This is a genomic window from Dechloromonas hankyongensis (genome assembly GCF_022012295.1).
GTDB classification, from domain to species: domain Bacteria; phylum Pseudomonadota; class Gammaproteobacteria; order Burkholderiales; family Rhodocyclaceae; genus Azonexus; species Azonexus hankyongensis.
In genome coordinates, this window is sequence record NZ_JAKLTN010000002.1 from 1,428,005 (window position 1) to 1,444,598 (window position 16,594).

Here is a 16,594-nt window from a genome sequence, read left to right on the forward strand (position 1 = left end):
CGACTGCACCGCTGCGGCGCGGCGGTGCGAAGTCAAAACAGAACGAGGGGATTGCGCGTCAGCGCCACGCTGACGATATAGGCATAGGCGAGCAGCGCCAGCCCGAAGTAGCGGGTGCGGATCGCCTTGGTCCGACCGCGCTTGAGCGCCATCATGCCAAGCCCGATGTAGGCGATCAGGCCAAACAGCTTGGCGGTCAGCCAGCCATTGACGAAGGGATACTGGCCGCTCAGCCAGGCCATGCTCAGCGCGCTGCCGAGCAGCAAGCTATCGATGAGATGGGGCAGCACGCGGGTCAGCCGATGCTGGCGCAGCGGCGACTCGCGCAGCATCCACCAGCCGCGCAGGGAGAAGCCCAGGCCGCTGAGCACGACGCAGGTCACATGCAGATGTTTGAGCGCCAGGTAGCTCATCCGGGCGCAGCCGTCCCGGCCAGCTTTTTCGCCAATTTCTCGGCCATATCGGCCTGCGCCTGGCGATAGCGCCGGGCGGCGCCGATCACGTTCCACCACAGCCAGCCGTTGGCCAGGGCAAAGGCCAAACCAGCCGGCCGGGCCAGCCAGTCCGGGACAACCACGGCTCCCAGCAGCAGGACCAGGGCAGCGCCGTAGGCCAGCATCTGGCGGTCAGCATCGGCGTCAGGCAGGATCTTGTTCATGGCCGGGGCCGGTACCTTGGCCTGGCCGTAGTTCTGCAGATTCATCCAGGACATGAAGGCGACGATCTTGTACAGCATGCCGGTGATGAAGGGCAGAAAGCCGCCAGCGACGATCAGGATACCGAAGGCGAGCGTCCATCCGGCGAGTTCGCCGGCTGCCGGCCATACGGAAGCAACCACCAGCATCAGCAAGGCGACGACGCCTGCCCCCAGGCCCAACTGCCAGTAACGATAGGTGGCATCGGCCCGCGCCCGGCGCCGCTTGCCCTGCAGGCGCATGGTCAGCCCGCAGAAGGCGAGGCCGACGACGGCGGCCAGCCCCTGGCTGAGACGGACCAGCCAGACCTGATCGGCGAGCACGGCAACGCTCCACAACAGCAGCAGGACGAGCATGGACACCGGGAACCACCAGCTCGGCCGCGCCGGATAGCCCGGCGTAAGCTGGAACATCGGCACCACGACATAGGCCATGGCGGCGAGCAGGACGCCGGCCCAGCCGCCCAGTCCCCAGCCGGCGTGCAGATCGACCAGCGCGGCTAGCGGCAAGGCCCAGCCGTGCGCCAGCGCCAGTGCCATCAGCACACCGAGGCTGACCACCCCGGTCAGTCCGAACAGAGCCAGTTTGAGACCGCGGATGGTCGGACTGGTCGACGGCACGCCGAGCAAGCGGGGCAGCGTGGAGAGCAGGAACAGGGCTACCGTCGTGCCAAGCACCAGCGCCGCGCTGCTCAGCAGCCACGGCGCACCGACCAGAAAACCGGTAGCCAGCAACAGGACACCGGCGGTCAGGCCGACATGGACGATGCGGGCCACGGCCAGCGGCCGGGACAGACCGGCACCGGCGACCACCGGCAGGATCTGGATCATGGCCCCGAGCATGACCTGCAACATGAAGCCGACGGTGATCAGATGGGTGGCGGCCAGGGTGCCCGGCATCCAGCGCGAGCCGAACACGCCCGGGCCTTCCCAGGCCACCAGCAGGCCGGCAAGGACGGCAAAGAACGGCGCCGTCAGGAAGAAGCGCAGGGGCGCAGCAAAAGGCGGCGCGTTTTCAAAGGACAGCATGACAGAGCCGAGGCTGAAACCGGACAGGCGCCCGGTCAGCGCGTGATCAGGATTTCAAAGGTACCGTCGGGCAACATTTCGGTTTCGAAAGCGTGACCGTTCTGGCGCAACACCTTGTACAGCGGGTGCGGCTCACGGAAGAGCAGGAGCAGCATCTTCTCGCCGACCGCGATGGTATCGAGCATTTCCATGGTCGCCACGAAGGGGCCAGGCGGCTCCATGTAGCGGGCATCGATGACATGGGGGGTCTTGGGATGAGTCATTCCGGGCACAGCTCCGTTTCAAGGCGCTCTAGAACGGCCGGCAATTCGGCCCACAGGTGTTGGTCGCACATCGGGTAGAGGATATTCTCCTCCTTCATGTTGTGCTGCTGCATCATGATCAGCAGGCTTTCCGCAATACCAAGATATTCGTCGGTATCGCCGGCTTCGAGGGCGCCCAGGGCCTCGTCGAGCAGGGCACGCATCTGCTCGTGCTCCATGCGCATGACCTGGGTCGGCCCCATGGTCATGCCGGTCTTGGCTTCGAAGGTTGGGAACAGGGTTTTTTCCTCGCATTCGAGATGGGCCCGCAAGGCCGTACGGAAATGCCCGAAGGCGGCGCGCGCCGCTTCCAGATTCTTGTTGCCCAGCGCCTGCTCGGCCTCGGCGAAGTAGTCATCGCAGCGACGATGGTCGTCGCTCATGAAAGTACGTATTGTGGTCATGACAGCTCTCTTGGGTATGTGTTCTGTGTTCAACATTCTCGGGGCTTGCCGCGAATGCACACCTTGACCACGGTCAAATCCGCACACAATCAGTCGCCGGCAACGCCGACCTGCAATTCGTCGAACCAGTTGATGAAGCGCTGGACATCGGCCCCCTGATAGATCGCCCCGTGCTGCGGGCACAGCATGTCGATATCCATCTGCGAGACCCGTTCGCACCAGCGGCGCTTGGCTTCGTTCGAGCCCATCCAGCGTTTGTGGAAGGCCTCGGCATGACGGATGTGGCGGTCGAAATTGTCGACGAACAAGGCGTCCTCGCCCGGCGGCAGCAGCGCCGCCCCGATGTCGCCGGAAAACATCACCCGGGCGATCTTGTCGTAGAGATTGAAATTGCCGGACGAATGCAGGTAATGCGCCGGGACGGCACGCAGCATCAGGCCGTCGAGCGAAATATCGCCCCCCTCGTCTGGCAGGCTGACGAAGGTCTCGGCGCTGCCGCCGAAATGCGGAATGAAGCCGCTCCACAGCCAGCTGACGTAGCAGCGCATGGCCGGGTTGAACTCCAGCCACAGGGCTAGCGACGAGCAGGTGTCGGGGTCCTGGTGCGAGGCGAAGATGCCGGCCAGCGCCGTCGGGTCGAATTCCGCCGACAGGGCCGAAAAAACGGCGGGGAAAATCTCGGCGCCGCCTGGATCGAGCAGCAGGCCCTTGCCATCATGGGTGACCAGGTATTCGTTGGTATCGATCAGGTAATCCGGTTTCGCCGGATCGCGAACGATAACGATCCATTTGTGATTGCCGTCCTGAAAGATCGTCTTGGTTTTTTTCACGCATCCACTCCCGCATCTACTCCGGTTTCCCTACGCCCGTGTCGCTATTTCCCTATTTCCCGGTAAAAAAGGGCGAACGGCGCAAGGACTCCAGCGAGGTGCGGATTTCCTCCACAATGCCGTCGAACTCGCCGGACACCTGGGCCAGCGGCACGGCGAACGACTGGCCGTAAGCCGCCTCAATCTTGGCCGACTTGGCCAGCACGCCGCCCAGCTCGACCAGGCGGAAAGCGTCGTCGAGCACCCTCTTGAGCTGCTTGCGCTGGCGGGTCAGGCTTTCGGCATGCCGGTCGTTCTTGACTTGCCGGGCGGCAAGAACCGCTCCCAACTGAGCCCCCGGCGACATCTCGGCGGCCTGGCGCAGCAGGCGAGTCTGACGAATATCCTGCAGCATGCGGGAAACCTCGCCGACACAGCCGTAGATCAGCCCGTTCAACGCCGCCATGCAGTCGCGCAAGTCCTGCGAAAACACCCGCAATTCGTTGGACAGCACGCCGAAACCACGGGCCGCGGCGCCGGCCCGCTTGGCCAGGAAGATGGCGTTGAGGGCCATAATATTGATCTTGAAGGCGACCGTGACGACCGCCTTGATCTCTTCATTGATGCCCACGATACGCAACAGGTCGGCGCCCGCTGGCGGCGTCTTGTCCCCGGTCGTCGCCAGCGCTGTCGTCATGGTTGTCCTGCGTTTGTCCTCGGCAGCCGGCAATGTACCAAGTCAGGCCGGCGCCGACCAGCCTGAACACCAACCTACTTTTCCAGCACGTAGGTCCCCGGGGCGCCGGCCAGCGACGGGAATTTGCGGTTGGCCGCCGGATACGCCTCGACCAGTTCGCCAGTCCGCTCACCGAGCCAGGCCGTCCAATCTTCCCACCACGTTCCGGAACGCTTCTCGGCACGCTCGAACCAGTGCTCCCAATGCTCGTTGCGTGCCGGCTCGCCGATCCAGTAGGCCCGCTTGGGCGGATTGGCCGGCGGGTTGACGATGCCCAGGATATGGCCCGAGGTGGACAGCACGAAGCGCACCGGCGCCTCGACGTTGATGTACTTGCGGATGCGGTAGCACTGTTTCCATGGCGCGATGTGGTCGTCCTCGGCGGTCACCGCATAGAGCGGCTGGACGATGTTATCGAGGTCGATGGCTTCGCCGGCGATGGTCAGCTTGTCACGTTTGATCAGGTTGTTGTTCAGGTAGAACTCGCGCAGGTAATAGGCGTGCATGGCCTGCGGCATGCGCGTCGTGTCCATGTTCCAGAACAGCACGTCGAAAGCGGGGAGCGGCTCGCCGAGCAGGTAGCTGTGTTCCCAGTAGTGCCAGATCAGCGGGTTGGAACGCAGCAGGCGGAAGGAACTCGCCATCTCGCCGCCGTCCAGATAGCCCTTCTTGGCCATCGATTCCTCCAGGGCGCCGATGCTGGCCTCGTCGATGAAGACGTCGATGTCGCCGGGATGGGCAAAATCGGTCAACGTGGTAAACAGCGTCCAGTGCGCAACCGGTACGTTGTCCCGGCCGAAACGCTGGTTGGCCCAGGCCATGTAGGTGCTGACCAGCGTCCCGCCGATGCAGTAGCCGACCAGATGCACCTTGGGCTGCTTGCAGAATTCGCCAGCGACGCGCACCACTTCATTGACGCCCTCGAGCAGGTAGTCGTCGAAGCGCACGCCGGACATGTCGGCGCCCGGGTTCTTCCAGCTCGTGATGAAGACCGAAAACCCCTGATCGGTCAGGTGCTTGACCATGCTCTTCTTGGCCGTCAGGTCGAGGATGTAGAACTTGTTGATCCACGGCGTGATGATCACGATGGGCATGGCCCGCACCTTGTCGGTGGTCGGTGCATAGTGAATCAGCTCGACCAGCCGGTTGCGGAAGACGACCTTGCCCGGCGTCGTCGCCAAGTCTTCGCCGACGGTGAAGGCTTCCGGCTCGACCATCAGGATGTTCTTGGCCTTCAGGTCGCGCAGGAAATTTTCCCAGCCCCGACGCAAGCTCTCGCCGTTGGTTTCGACAAAACGCTCCATGGCCACCGGATTGAGCCAGAAGAAATTGGTCGGCGCCACCATGTTCAGCCACTTGCGCAGCCAGAAGGCAGAACGGCGGCGTTCCCGGTCGGACAGCCCCGGCGTTTCGAAGAACATGTCCTCGAGGCGGTGAGTCAGCGCGATGTACCACTCCTTGACGATGTCCCAGGTCGCCGACTCGGTCCATACCGGATCGGCAAAACGGGCGTCGTCGGCGTGCGGCTTGATGACATCCTCGGACGGCATGCCGAGCGCCCGGCGCATGACGTGGGCCTGTAAGGCCAGAAGGTCGCCCGACAGGGCGCTGGCGGCTCGGGCCAGCTCCTGCGGATGCATCAGCCAGGCCATCTGGGCGGCGAGTAGCGAGCTGGTCACCCCATACGGATCGACAGCCTTGCTGACCGCGCTGCCCAGAGCCTCGAGCGGGCTCTCGCTGCGGATATCGACGCTGTTGTGCTTGCCATTTGAATTACCGGACATGATGCCTTCCTTTAATGACCTTATAGTCAGTTATATTACATCGTGAATGATTCGCCGGGATGCGGCAGATGCACCTCCGGCCAGCCCAGTTGCTCGCCGACGGCTCGGGCGAAGTTCGCCGCAGCCCCCGCTTCGCCATGGACGACGAAAATCCGCTTGGGCGGCTTGCAGAAACCGCGCAACCAGCTGAGCAGTGCCCCCTGGTCGGCGTGGGCGGACAAGCCGCCGACGGTATGGATGTGAGCGCGGACCGGCACTGGTTCGCCGAACAGAGTGACCAGCCGCGCCCCATCGACCAGGCGCCGGCCGAGCGTGCCGGCCGCCTGAAAACCGGCGATCAGTACCGTACATTCGCGGCGCGGCAAGTTTTCGCGCAAGTGGTACTTGATCCGCCCAGCTTCGCACATGCCGCTGGCCGACAGGATCACCGCGCCGCTGCGGATGTCGTTGAGCGCCTTGGAGCGTTCGACGTCAGCCACGAATTCGATACTCACCTGGTCCGGATGCGTCTGCAACCAGAGCAGCAATTCGCGCGTCTCGTCGTCGAGAAGATCCGGGTGGGCCAGCGTGATGCGCGTCGCCGCATTGGCCATCGGCGAATCGACATAGACCTTGAGCGGCGACAGCCGCTTGCGGCGGACCAGATCGACCAGCAGGTAGATGATTTCCTGCGTCCGGCCGACCGCGAAAGCCGGAATGATCAGGTTGCCGCCGGCCGCCCGCGTCCGCTCGAAGGCCGCGACGATTTCATCCTCGGTTTCGGCCAGCGAACGGTGGGCACGGTCGCCGTAGGTCGATTCGATCAGCACGACATCCGCTTCCGCCGGCGGCGGCTCGGGGTCGTGCAATACCGGGCGATTGGCCATGCCGAGATCGCCGGAGAAAACCAGCCGCCGGGGCTTGCCTTCACCGGTAACGGTCACCTCGAGCGAGGCCGAACCGAGGATATGCCCCGCCTCGTGGAAACGGACGCTGACCGTCTCGGCCGCCCGGAGCTGGTGGCCATAGGTGACGGCGTGCAGTTGCTTGAGACTGGCCAGGGCCTGCGCCACGGTATACAGCGGCGCCGGAATGCCGCGCTCGCCCTTGCCCCGCCGGTGGCGATGGCGCAGTTGCCACTCCGATTCCTTTTCCTGAATGTGGGCGCTGTCGGGCAGTAGTACTTCGAGCAGATCGATCGTCGCCTGCGTGGCGTAGATCGGCCCGCGGTAGCCGAGCATGACAAGGCGGGGCAACAGGCCGGAATGGTCGATGTGGGCGTGGGTGAGCAGCACGAAGTCGATCCGTCGTACGTCGAAGCCGAAATCGAGCGCCCGCTGGTTCTTCTGGCGGGCCTCCGAGCCTCCCTGAAACATGCCGCAATCGACCAGGAATCGGACATCGCCGGTTTCGACCAGCGTGCAGGAACCGGTCACTTCACCGGCCGCCCCCAGAAAGACTAAACGCATGTTTGTATTCCTCACGACTTGGTTGTAGCATGAACCTCAAGAAGGCGGAATGCAACGCCAGCGGGTCATTTCAGGAGGTTACGCAATGTTCAAGCATATCTTCGTCCCGACCGACGGATCGGAATTGTCGCGTGCCACCGCGCAACGCGCTGTCTCCTTCGCCAAAGAGGCCGGTGCCAAAGTCACCGTCTTTTTCGCCAAGCCCGAATATCCCATCGCCTATTTCGGCGAAGGCGCCTTGATCGACCCGACCACCCCGGAAAAGTTCGCTGAATTGGCCGATCAACAGGCCGCCGAATACCTCGGCGAAGTTGCCAAGCTGTGCGCCGCCGAGGGCGTCGAATGCGCCACCGTATCGGCAGTCAGCGACGTTCCCTACGAAGCGATCATCGAAGCGGCCGAGAAATCCGGCTGCGACCTGATTTTCATGGCCTCGCACGGCCGCCGCGGCATCAGCGGATTCCTGCTCGGCAGCGAAACGAACAAGGTCCTGACGCACTCCAAGGTGCCGGTTCTGGTCTATCGCTAGGGAATGGAGCCAGAAGGGGCAGCGCAGCCTCGTCGGCTGCGCCTATTGTCCCCTTCAGCGGACCGAACAGCTATTGTGTCCGGGCAGTATGCGGCACAGCAGCTTGCCGCTGTCGGCATCGATGAAATCGACTTCGTCGAGATGGCCGACCAGATAGCGCTTTTTCAGCGTGAAGTCGGTCGGGCGCCCGTAGGTCGCTTTCCAGAAAGTCGTGCTTTCGCTGATCACCGGCTCGATCAGCGTGGCCTTGGCGCGCAACCCGACATGGCCAGTGGCAGCGGCCGGTAATTCGGCCGAGAAACCGGCGTCGTCATCCACCGCCCGGGCATAGAAATCGTAAAGGTTCTCGAAGGCGAGGAAATAGTCGTAGCGCCAGCTCACCTTCATCTGCTGCGGCGTGCCGATCTTGTCCTCGAACTCGTAGGTACCGCGTTCCACGTCCACCGACTGCAGCGGCAGGAACTTGAAGCGGTAGTAATCCTCGATCTCCGGATTGGCCAGCGGCTGCCAGCTCCAGCCTTCGGCGATCTGGTTGAAGGCCATGCGATAAAGGGCCCGAGCACGATCGCCGCTCACCGCGACATCGAGCGCGCTGCCCGGCAGATCGACATCGACCTCGATGTGCCGCCCGACGCTGGCATGGCGACTATCGGCGGATAGGCCGGCCAGGCCGACAAACTGCTGTTCGGCCGTCTCAACCGCCTGCGCAGACCCAAAAAAGGCGGCGACCGAGGTCGCCGCAAGCATATATCTGAGGAAAAACATGTCGACTTGGAAAACATCCCTGTGGATGAACAAGTGAGACCGATAATCCGCTCATCCCGGCCCAGCGCCCATGATGCGCATCAATAAATCCCCATTCGGTCGCACTAATGTCGATGGCGATGGCTCAGCCCGGGCCGGCAACAAAGCGAAGCGCAACGCCGTTGTTGCAATAGCGCAGACCGGTCGGCGGCGGGCCGTCCTTGAAGACATGGCCATGATGCCCACCGCAGCGAGCGCAGTGATACTCCGTACGCGGCACAACCAGCTTGTAGTCCGTCTTGAATTCGACATGCCCGGGCAGCACGTCGTAAAAGCTCGGCCAGCCGGTGCCGCTGTCGAACTTGAATTGTGACGGGAACAATTCGAGGTCGCAGGCGACGCAGACGAACATGCCCTTGCGTTTCTCGTGGTTGAGTGCACTGGTGAAGGAACGTTCGGTTCCCTCCTGGCGCAGGATTTCGTATTGCTCGGGGTTAAGTCGCTTGCGCCACTCGGCATCGCTCCTGGCAATTTGTCCAATGGCCTCGCCCGCCAGCGCTGGCCGGGCCATACTCGGCAGGAGCAGGACTCCCGCTGCATTCAGTATTTGCTGAATCATTGTCCGTCTGTTCATGACAGTACCTCCATGACCTGTAGTTCGGACGCTGGCTGGAAATGGTTACAACCGGAGATCACATAAATTGCCGCCGTCCCGACATCTGAATGTCGGCGAAGGCCAATTGACAGCGTTATTGCCGTGCGGCAGCACTCCATCCGGCCAAAGTCAGCTCCTGTTTCATCAAGCTCGCCAGCAACGTCATCGCCACATCGACCCGGCCTAGCGCTTCGACCGTCAAGCCTTCGCCCAGTTCGAAATGCTCGCCGCGCACGCACAGAACGAAGGCTGGCGGTGGTTCCCTGCTCTCTGTCTGGCGATAGACCTGCAGCACGGCTGGCGGCGGCAGGGCGTGGGTGGAGTGGCTGGGGATGGCGGCCGGGAAGATGCGCTCGAAAACATAAGGTGCCGGGGTGTTTTGGCCGGCATCGATGAACAGCGCCAGTTCCCGGCCTTCCAGGTCAAGGGCGTGTTCGATGTTCAGTTGGAAGTCTTCGATCAGTTCGACCCGCTCGGCCAATTGCTCTTTTTCCAGCCATTTTTGTAGACGGCCGAGCAGTTCCGGGCCGATGGCATCGTCACCGCGGCTCGGATTACCAATGGCGAAAACAACCACGGGGGCCGTCATGCGCGGCTCAGGCGGTGCACTGGGCTGCCGTCGGCATCGACCAGCTCGACCTCCAGCGGCATCTTGCCCAGCGCGTGGGTAGCGCAGGACAGGCAGGGGTCGAAAGCACGGATGGCGACCTCGATGTGGTTGAGCAGGCCTTCCGTCACTTCGCGGCCGTGCAGGTAGCGGCGGGCGACGTGGCGGATGGCTTCGTTCATCGCCTGGTTGTTGTTGGTCGTCGATACGATCAGGTTGGCCATGGTGACGATGTCGTTCTCGTCGACCTGGTAATGATGAAACAGCGTGCCGCGCGGTGCCTCGATGACACCGACGCCTTCCATCTGGTGCTCGCCCTCGACCATCAGGTCCTTGGACAGCAGATCATCGTCGTGCAGCAGCTCCTTGATCACTTCGGCGGCGTGCAGCATTTCAATCATCCGCGTCCAGTGATAGGCCAATGGGGCGTGCAGCGGCGAGCCGCCGGCGTAGTCGACGAACTCCTTGCGCTCGTGCTCGGCGAAGGGGGTAGAAATCTGGTTGCAGTTCTGCACCCGGGCCAGCGGGCCGACCTTGTACCAGCCGTGTTCCTTGCCGATGGAACGGATGTACGGGAACTTCATGTAGCTCCACGAGCGCACTTCCTCCTCGATGACCTGGTTGTAGTTCTGGTAGTCGAGATGGTCGAAGATCAGCTTGCCGTTATCGTCGCGGGCGCGCAGCGTGCCGTGGTAGAAGTCGAGGTCCCCGCTGTGGCCGACCAGCGACATGAAATTGGAGCGGAAGATGCCGAAGCTGTTGTACAGCCCGGGGTCCTGGGTATGCACCTTCTGGATCAGGCGCACCGCATCGCGCGACCATTGCACGATGTGGTAGATGTCCTTCAACAGTTCGTCACGCTCGGCCACGGTCAGCGACTTGTTCACGCCGCCCGGCACCGCCCCCGTACCATGCACCCGCTTGCCGGCCGTGACGCGGATTACCTCCTGGCCGAACTTGCGCAGCAGCACGCCGCGCTTGGCGGTTTCCGGATGCTCCATGGCGACGCCGACGATGTTGCGCTTGGTCACGTCGCTGTCGAAGCCGAACAGCAGGTCGGGCGAACAGAGGTGGAAGAAGTGCAGCGCATGCGACTGCAGCATCTGGCCGTAGTGCATCAGGCGGCGCAGTTTTTCGGCGGCCGGGGTCAGTTTCTTGGCGCCGACGATGACATCCAACGCCTTGGACGCCGCCAGATGGTGCGACACCGGGCAGATGCCGCACAGGCGCTGGACCATGACCGGCACTTCCCAGTAGGGCCGGCCCTGGATGAATTTCTCGAAGCCGCGGAATTCGACGATGTGCAGCCGCACCTGATGCACCTTGTTCTGCTCGTCGAGCAGGATGGTCACCTTGCCGTGGCCCTCGACGCGCGATACGGGGTCGATGGCGACACGGCGCAGGGTTTCGGGGTGTTGGGCAGTTTCAAGTTGGTAGGTCATGGTGCCACCTCGGTTAATCGTAGTGCATCAGGCCGTGGCCTAGTTCGGGCTCGCGGCCGGCCAGCAGATCGGTCAGCACCTTCCAGATCGCGTCGCCGGAAGGCGGGCAGCCGGGGATGAAGTAATCGACCTTGACCACCTCGTGGATGGGATGCACCTGGTCGAGCGGCAGCGGCAGTTCCGGATCGTTAGGAATCATGCCGTTGGCCAGCCCCGGACTGGTGTGATAGACCTCCTCGAGGATGGTGGTCAGCGGCAAGTGATTGCGCTGCGCCGGCAGGCCGCCGTTGATGGCGCAGGCGCCGATGGCGATCAGGGTTTTGCAGTTTTTGCGGAACTCGCGCAAGACGTGCACGTTCTCGGCATTGCACAGGCCGCCCTCGATGATGCCGATATCGCAGTCCGGGCTACAGGTCTTGATATCGGTGAGCGGCGAACGGTCGAACTCGATGTGTTCGAGCAATGTGAACAAGCGCTCGTCGATGTCGAGAAAGGACATGTGGCAGCCAAAACAACCGGCCAGCGAGGTGGTGGCAACCTTGAGCTTCTTCTTGGCAGTCATGTCACTTGCCCTCCGCCACGGTTTCGGCAATCGGCGCCTTGTCGTAGGTGCGTTCGCCGATGGGCACGGCAAAGCCCTGCCGCTTCTTCAGGATGACGCCGACCGGGCAGACCTGGGCCGCCTTGTCGGCCAGCGTGAAGTCGGTGTCGCCCAGTTGACCGGATTTGGCATTGACGATCAGGTGCGTCCGGATGCCGCGCCCGGACAGCGCGAAGACGTTCTTGCCATCGACGTCGCGGCTGGCCCGCACGCACAGCGAGCACAGGATGCAGCGGTTGAAATCGAGCAGCACTTCCGGGTGCGAGGCATCGACCGGCCGGCTCGGGAAGAAGTGGTCGTAATGCGGACTCATCATGCCCAGGTGGTAGGCCGTCGCCTGTAGCTGACAGTTGCCGCTCTTTTCGCACGACGGGCAGAAGTGATTACCCTCGACGAACAGCATCTGGGTCAGCGCCCGGCGTTCGGCGTTGATTTCCTCGGTATCGCTCTCCACCACCATGCCGGCCGCGGCGCGCATGGTGCATGACGCGGTATGGCGGCCATTGACCTTGACCGTGCACAGCTTGCACGAGCCGTGCGGCTTGAATTCCGGGTGGTAGCACAGGTGCGGGATGAATACCCCGGCCGCGCTGGCCGCCTGGATGATGGTCTGCCCTTCGGTGAAGGGAATGGCCTTGCCGTCGAGGGTAAAGGTCAGGCTCATGTTGCACCTCCGTGTTCGGAACTCAAATGCGCTGCGGCATCGTCGCGCCCGGTCATCTGCCGTGCCGCAGCCAGGGCCCGGTCGAGGTCGAAGGCCGGCGTGAAGTCCTGCTGATTCATACGCTTCTCGTAGGCCGGGCGGAACTTGGCGATGGTGTCGAGCACAGGATTGCACGCCGTATGGCCGAGGCCGCAATGGCTCATCGACTGCAGCAGCTGGTTGAGCTTTTCGATTTCGCTGAAGTCGTAGGGCGAACCGGCGCCGTAGTGGAGCTTGTCCATCAGGTTCTTGAGCAGCGAGGTGCCGACCCGGCACGGCGTGCAGAAGCCGCAGCTCTCATGCTGGAAGAAATGCACGTAGTTGCGCGCCACCTCGAACATGTCACGCCGCTTGTCGAACACGGTGAAGGCCCCGGCGGTCGGAATGTCCTCGAAGCCTATGATACGGTCGAACTCGGCTTCGGCGACACAGATGCCGGACGGTCCGCTGACCTGCACGGCCTGCGGATCCTTGGCCCCGCAATCGGCCAGTACGTGGCGCACGCTGACGCCGAAGGGGTATTCGTAGAGGCCCGGCCGCTCGCAATCGCCGGACACCGACAATATCTTGGTCCCAGCCGAATGCTTGGTACCGATGCCGGCGTACCAATCGCCGCCCTTCAGCGCGATCATCGCGGCCGCGGCGAAGGTCTCGACGTTATTGACGATGGTCGGCTGGTCCAGGTAGCCGTTGGTCACCGGGAAAGGCGGCCGGTTGCGTGGCGTGCCGCGCTTGCCTTCGAGCGACTCGATAAGCGCCGATTCCTCGCCGCAGACATAGGCGCCGGCCCCGACATGGATCTCGATATCGAAATCCGCCCCCGGAATACCAAGGATGTTCTCACCGAGCAGCTTTTCCCTGCGGCGCCGGGCGAGCACAGCATTCAGGTGGTCGAGCAGGTAGCGGTACTCGCCGCGCAGATAGACGAAGCCCTGGGTCGCCCCTACCGCGTAGGCCGCCACGGTCATGCCTTCGACCACCAGATCGGCGTACTTGGCGAGCAGCACGCGATCCTTGAAAGTACCCGGCTCGCCTTCATCAGCATTGCACACGACGATGCGCCGCTGGCCGGTCTTGAGCGGCGCGTTGCGGCAGGCCTCCCATTTCAGGCCGGTGATGAAGCCGGCACCGCCCCGGCCGCGCAGATTAGCCCGTTTGATTTCATCGAGTACGGCGACCGGCCCGCCGATACCGCTGGGCAGGCCTTCGCGCCACGAACGCATGTTGGATGCCATCAACCCTTCATCCGGTGCCCGCGCCCGCGCGGCGAGCAGCGCTGCGCCGGGCTGGAAATCGGCGCTGAGCAGGATGTCGACCCGTCGGATGTTGTCCTGGACCTTGAAAAATTCGGCCGGCCAGTCGCCCAGCGGCACCTTGTCGCAGATCAGTTCGGCGATCCGGTCGATGCGCTCGGCGGTCAGGCCGGCGATGGCGAGGTTATTGACCAGCAGCGCCGGACCCTGGTCGCACATGCCGGTACAGGCCGTCTTGCCGACGCTGACCAGGCCGTCTTCCGACACCTTGCCGCGCTCGACCCACAGGCTGTTGCACAGGCGCTCCATCAGCGCCCGGTTGCCGAGCATGCGGTCGGTAATGTTGTCAGAAAACAACACCCGGTACTTGCCGCGCGGCGCGGTATAAAAGAAGGAATAGAAACCGGCAACGCCTTCGATCTTGGTGCGCGGAACGCCGAGAGTCGTTTGCAGGCGGTCGATGGCTTCCGGTGAAATCCAGTCGCAAACCTCCTGAATTTCGCGCAGGATTTGCACCATATTGGCAGGATCGCGCCGATAACGCGCCACGACCCGATCAACAACGCCGGCAACCGCTTCGGCATGCATTTCATTGAGTGCCACGACAACCTCCCGGAAAGGGCGTATGACAAGGGAAAGACTAGCACTGCTACATGATGGTTTCTTGTCTTAGATCAAACGGGGAGGCACCGGGGTTAAACATTCGGTAACCCGCCTATGTAAGAATATTGCTGCAGTACAGCATCAAACGCAGCGCACCAAATCAGCAGTATCAGAAAAGATTGATGCAGCGCACTAGTCCCCAAACCGCATTGGAAGGATTGAACAGCATGAATACCATCAACGAAACCGCCGTTGCCTCCGCAAGCAACGCCGCCCTCCCGCTGGCCGGCAAGAAAGGCCTGATCACCGGCATCGCCAACGACAAGTCGATTGCCTACGCCGTCGCCAAGGCCATAGTCGCCCTCGGCGGCGAAGTGGCACTGACCTACCAGAATGACAAGACCGCCCGCTACACCCAACCGCTGGCCGAAGCCCTCGGCGCCAAGCTGTTCGTCAAGCTCGACGTGGCCGAACCGGGCAGCCTGGAGAACGTCATCGCCCAGTGCGGCGAAACCTTCGGCGAAATCGACTTCGCCATCCATTCGATGGCCTTCTGCAATGCCGACGATCTGCACGGCCGCGTCATCGACGCCACCGAAGAAGGCTTCGACGCCGCCATGAACGTCTCGTGCCACAGCTTCCTGCGCATGGCCAAGGCCCTGGAGCCGTTGATGGCTCACGGCGGTTCGCTGATCACCATGTCCTACCTCGGCGCCGAACGCGTCGTCCGCAACTACGGCGTGATGGGCATCATCAAGGCCGCCCTCGAATCCGCCGTCCGCTACATGGCCTACGACCTCGGCCCCAAGGGCATCCGCGTCTTCGCCGTGTCGCCCGGCCCGATCATGACCCGTGCCGCCTCGGGCATCGCCAATTTCAACACCCTGCTCGAAAGCGATGCCGAAAAGGCCCCGCTTGGCCGCACCGTGACCATCGAGGAAGTCGGCGCCCTGACCGCCTTCCTGTGTACCCCGGGCTCGTCCGGGATGACCGGCCAGACCATCTACGTGGACGCCGGCGCCCACATCGTCGCCTGATCGCAGCACCCCTCGGGCTCCGCCGAAGCTTGGCGGAGTCCGGCGAACCGGAAAGAAGCGTTCAGGAGCCGTCGCCCGCAGAACCGTGGAGAGCATCATGGCTGAAATCGAAGGACTACTCCCCGACCCCGTGCCGGATCACCCGCTGCTGCGCGGCCGCCGGGAAATCGGCCGCGGCGAGAGCACCATCGTCCTCGAAGCCGACACCGTCGATGGCCAGGAGCGCGTCTACAAGGTGCTCTCCTCGCCCACCGACTATGCTTACTACACCGCCGAGGATCGTCCGACCGGCCACCATTTCCCGGTGGTCTTCGCCGACCACGGCACGGCCGGCCGTTCCAGCCGCGGCTTTCCATTCCACATCGTCGAGGTCGAGCGGCTCTACCCGCTGCCCGGCACCGGTGAAGCGGCCGAGGTGGCGACCCGGTTGTCCTCGTCCTACTTCGATGCCTGCCTGATGTGGCGTAATCTGGCTCAGGACATGGGGCGCATCGCCCTGCACCACCTGACGGTGACGCCGATGGGCTGGAGCGACGCGGTGAAGGACTCGCTGCAGGCGCTGGAGGTCTTCTCCGGCGACTACGGCGCGCTGCCTGACCTGATCAAGGCCGACAACCTGATGATGCGCAAGGACGGTACCCTGGTCTTCTCCGACCCGGTATTCATGGAGTAACAATGACTGTCAGCAAGGTCCAATACACGTCGCGCAAGCTGGCCGAGCAATTGCGCGGCTCCCCCTACATGGCGGTCATTTCGATCACCGACCCGACGACGCCGGAAGCCAAGCTCGATCCGCTGTTCCGCCACGTGCTGCGCCTGTCCTTCTTCGATGCGGTGCCGGCCGACGAATACATGCCGGCCCTGCCCGGCCTGTTCGATCACCGCATGGCAGGACAGATCAGTGCCTTCATCGAGGAACTGCACGCTGCCCCGTTTGAAATCTCGCTGATGGTGCATTGCGAATACGGGGTCAGCCGCTCGGCCGCCGTCGCCCTGTTCGCCGAGGCGCTGACCGGCGCGCCGCTCGATGCCCGCGAATTCACCTACGAGGCGAACCAATGGGTGATTGATCTGCTCGAAGCAGGTCACGCCGGTCTTTCCATCGATATCCCCACCCCGCTGCTCAGCCGCGAGCGCCGGCATGCCCAGCGCGCCTGAGCATCCCGCTAGCGCTGCGCCGCAGCCCACCCCACAACTACTGATTGCTTGAGCAA

The 16,594-nt window shown here is 63.2% G+C and carries 19 protein-coding genes; 4 read left to right on the forward strand and 15 right to left on the reverse strand.

Annotated elements, in window-relative coordinates:
* Positions 1-32: 32 nt before the first annotated feature.
* From LZ012_RS15385 to LZ012_RS15420, 8 genes are all read right to left on the reverse strand, one after another.
* Positions 33-413, reverse strand: coding sequence for a SirB2 family protein (locus LZ012_RS15385; RefSeq protein WP_275711708.1), 381 nt, complete (start codon positions 411-413; stop codon positions 33-35).
* Positions 410-1,723: a hypothetical protein gene (locus LZ012_RS15390; protein WP_275711709.1), complete on the reverse strand. Its 1,314-nt coding sequence runs from the start codon at positions 1,721-1,723 to the stop codon at positions 410-412. Before LZ012_RS15390 ends, LZ012_RS15385 begins: the two co-directional genes overlap by 4 nt.
* A gap of 35 nt (positions 1,724-1,758) precedes the next feature.
* The gene (locus tag LZ012_RS15395; RefSeq protein ID WP_275711710.1) at positions 1,759-1,986 is read right to left on the reverse strand and encodes a DUF2249 domain-containing protein; all 228 of its coding nucleotides are present in this window, start codon (positions 1,984-1,986) and stop codon (positions 1,759-1,761) included.
* Positions 1,983-2,429 carry a hemerythrin domain-containing protein gene (locus LZ012_RS15400; protein WP_275711711.1) on the reverse strand — a complete coding sequence of 149 codons (447 nt, stop codon included), beginning with the start codon at positions 2,427-2,429 and terminating at the stop codon, positions 1,983-1,985. The genes LZ012_RS15395 and LZ012_RS15400 overlap by 4 nt, the downstream gene beginning before the upstream one ends.
* 89 nt (positions 2,430-2,518) lie before the next feature.
* Positions 2,519-3,259 carry an oxygen-binding di-iron domain-containing protein gene (locus tag LZ012_RS15405; protein WP_275711712.1) on the reverse strand — a complete coding sequence of 247 codons (741 nt, stop codon included), beginning with the start codon at positions 3,257-3,259 and terminating at the stop codon, positions 2,519-2,521.
* A gap of 52 nt (positions 3,260-3,311) precedes the next feature.
* Positions 3,312-3,935, reverse strand: coding sequence for a methyl-accepting chemotaxis protein (locus LZ012_RS15410; RefSeq protein WP_275711713.1), 624 nt, complete (start codon positions 3,933-3,935; stop codon positions 3,312-3,314).
* Positions 3,936-4,009: 74 nt separating this feature from the next.
* Positions 4,010-5,758, reverse strand: a complete 1,749-nt coding sequence (locus LZ012_RS15415; protein ID WP_275711714.1) for a PHA/PHB synthase family protein — start codon at positions 5,756-5,758, stop codon at positions 4,010-4,012.
* A 35-nt stretch (positions 5,759-5,793) separates the two neighbouring features.
* Entirely contained in the window at positions 5,794-7,206 is a 1,413-nt protein-coding gene (locus LZ012_RS15420; RefSeq protein WP_275711715.1) for an MBL fold metallo-hydrolase RNA specificity domain-containing protein, read from the reverse strand.
* Positions 7,207-7,291: 85 nt separating this feature from the next.
* On the opposite strand from LZ012_RS15420, the gene LZ012_RS15425 reads away from it, so the two are divergent.
* Positions 7,292-7,735: a universal stress protein gene (locus LZ012_RS15425; protein WP_275711716.1), complete on the forward strand. Its 444-nt coding sequence runs from the start codon at positions 7,292-7,294 to the stop codon at positions 7,733-7,735.
* A 54-nt stretch (positions 7,736-7,789) separates the two neighbouring features.
* Here the strand turns inward: LZ012_RS15425 and LZ012_RS15430 are convergent, their stop codons facing one another.
* From LZ012_RS15430 to LZ012_RS15460, 7 genes are all read right to left on the reverse strand, one after another.
* Positions 7,790-8,500, reverse strand: coding sequence for a hypothetical protein (locus tag LZ012_RS15430; protein WP_275711717.1), 711 nt, complete (start codon positions 8,498-8,500; stop codon positions 7,790-7,792).
* A 124-nt stretch (positions 8,501-8,624) separates the two neighbouring features.
* On the reverse strand, positions 8,625-9,113 hold the full coding sequence (gene msrB, locus LZ012_RS15435) for a peptide-methionine (R)-S-oxide reductase MsrB (RefSeq protein ID WP_275711718.1): 489 nt from the start codon (positions 9,111-9,113) through the stop codon (positions 8,625-8,627).
* Between the two features lie 115 nt (positions 9,114-9,228).
* Positions 9,229-9,723 (reverse strand): hydrogenase maturation protease, encoded by a 495-nt coding sequence (locus LZ012_RS15440; protein ID WP_275711719.1) that lies wholly within the window; start codon positions 9,721-9,723, stop codon positions 9,229-9,231.
* Positions 9,720-11,183 carry a Ni/Fe hydrogenase subunit alpha gene (locus tag LZ012_RS15445; RefSeq protein WP_275711720.1) on the reverse strand — a complete coding sequence of 488 codons (1,464 nt, stop codon included), beginning with the start codon at positions 11,181-11,183 and terminating at the stop codon, positions 9,720-9,722. The genes LZ012_RS15440 and LZ012_RS15445 overlap by 4 nt, the downstream gene beginning before the upstream one ends.
* 13 nt (positions 11,184-11,196) lie before the next feature.
* Positions 11,197-11,745, reverse strand: coding sequence for an NADH-quinone oxidoreductase subunit B family protein (locus LZ012_RS15450; RefSeq protein WP_275711721.1), 549 nt, complete (start codon positions 11,743-11,745; stop codon positions 11,197-11,199).
* 1 nt (position 11,746) lies between these two features.
* Positions 11,747-12,448, reverse strand: coding sequence for a 2Fe-2S iron-sulfur cluster-binding protein (locus LZ012_RS15455; RefSeq protein WP_275711722.1), 702 nt, complete (start codon positions 12,446-12,448; stop codon positions 11,747-11,749).
* A complete protein-coding gene (locus LZ012_RS15460) occupies positions 12,445-14,328 on the reverse strand; it encodes an NAD(P)H-dependent oxidoreductase subunit E (protein ID WP_275711787.1) in 1,884 nt (627 codons plus the stop codon). Before LZ012_RS15460 ends, LZ012_RS15455 begins: the two co-directional genes overlap by 4 nt.
* A 242-nt stretch (positions 14,329-14,570) precedes the next feature.
* On the opposite strand from LZ012_RS15460, the gene fabI reads away from it, so the two are divergent.
* The 3 genes from fabI to LZ012_RS15475 all read left to right on the forward strand — a co-directional run bounded on the left by fabI (position 14,571) and on the right by LZ012_RS15475 (position 16,538).
* Positions 14,571-15,380: an enoyl-ACP reductase FabI gene (gene fabI, locus LZ012_RS15465; protein ID WP_275711723.1), complete on the forward strand. Its 810-nt coding sequence runs from the start codon at positions 14,571-14,573 to the stop codon at positions 15,378-15,380.
* 97 nt (positions 15,381-15,477) lie between these two features.
* Positions 15,478-16,053, forward strand: a complete 576-nt coding sequence (locus LZ012_RS15470) for a hypothetical protein (RefSeq protein WP_275711724.1) — start codon at positions 15,478-15,480, stop codon at positions 16,051-16,053.
* Between the two features lie 2 nt (positions 16,054-16,055).
* A complete protein-coding gene (locus LZ012_RS15475; RefSeq protein ID WP_275711725.1) occupies positions 16,056-16,538 on the forward strand; it encodes a protein-tyrosine phosphatase family protein in 483 nt (160 codons plus the stop codon).
* Positions 16,539-16,594 lie beyond the last annotated feature (56 nt).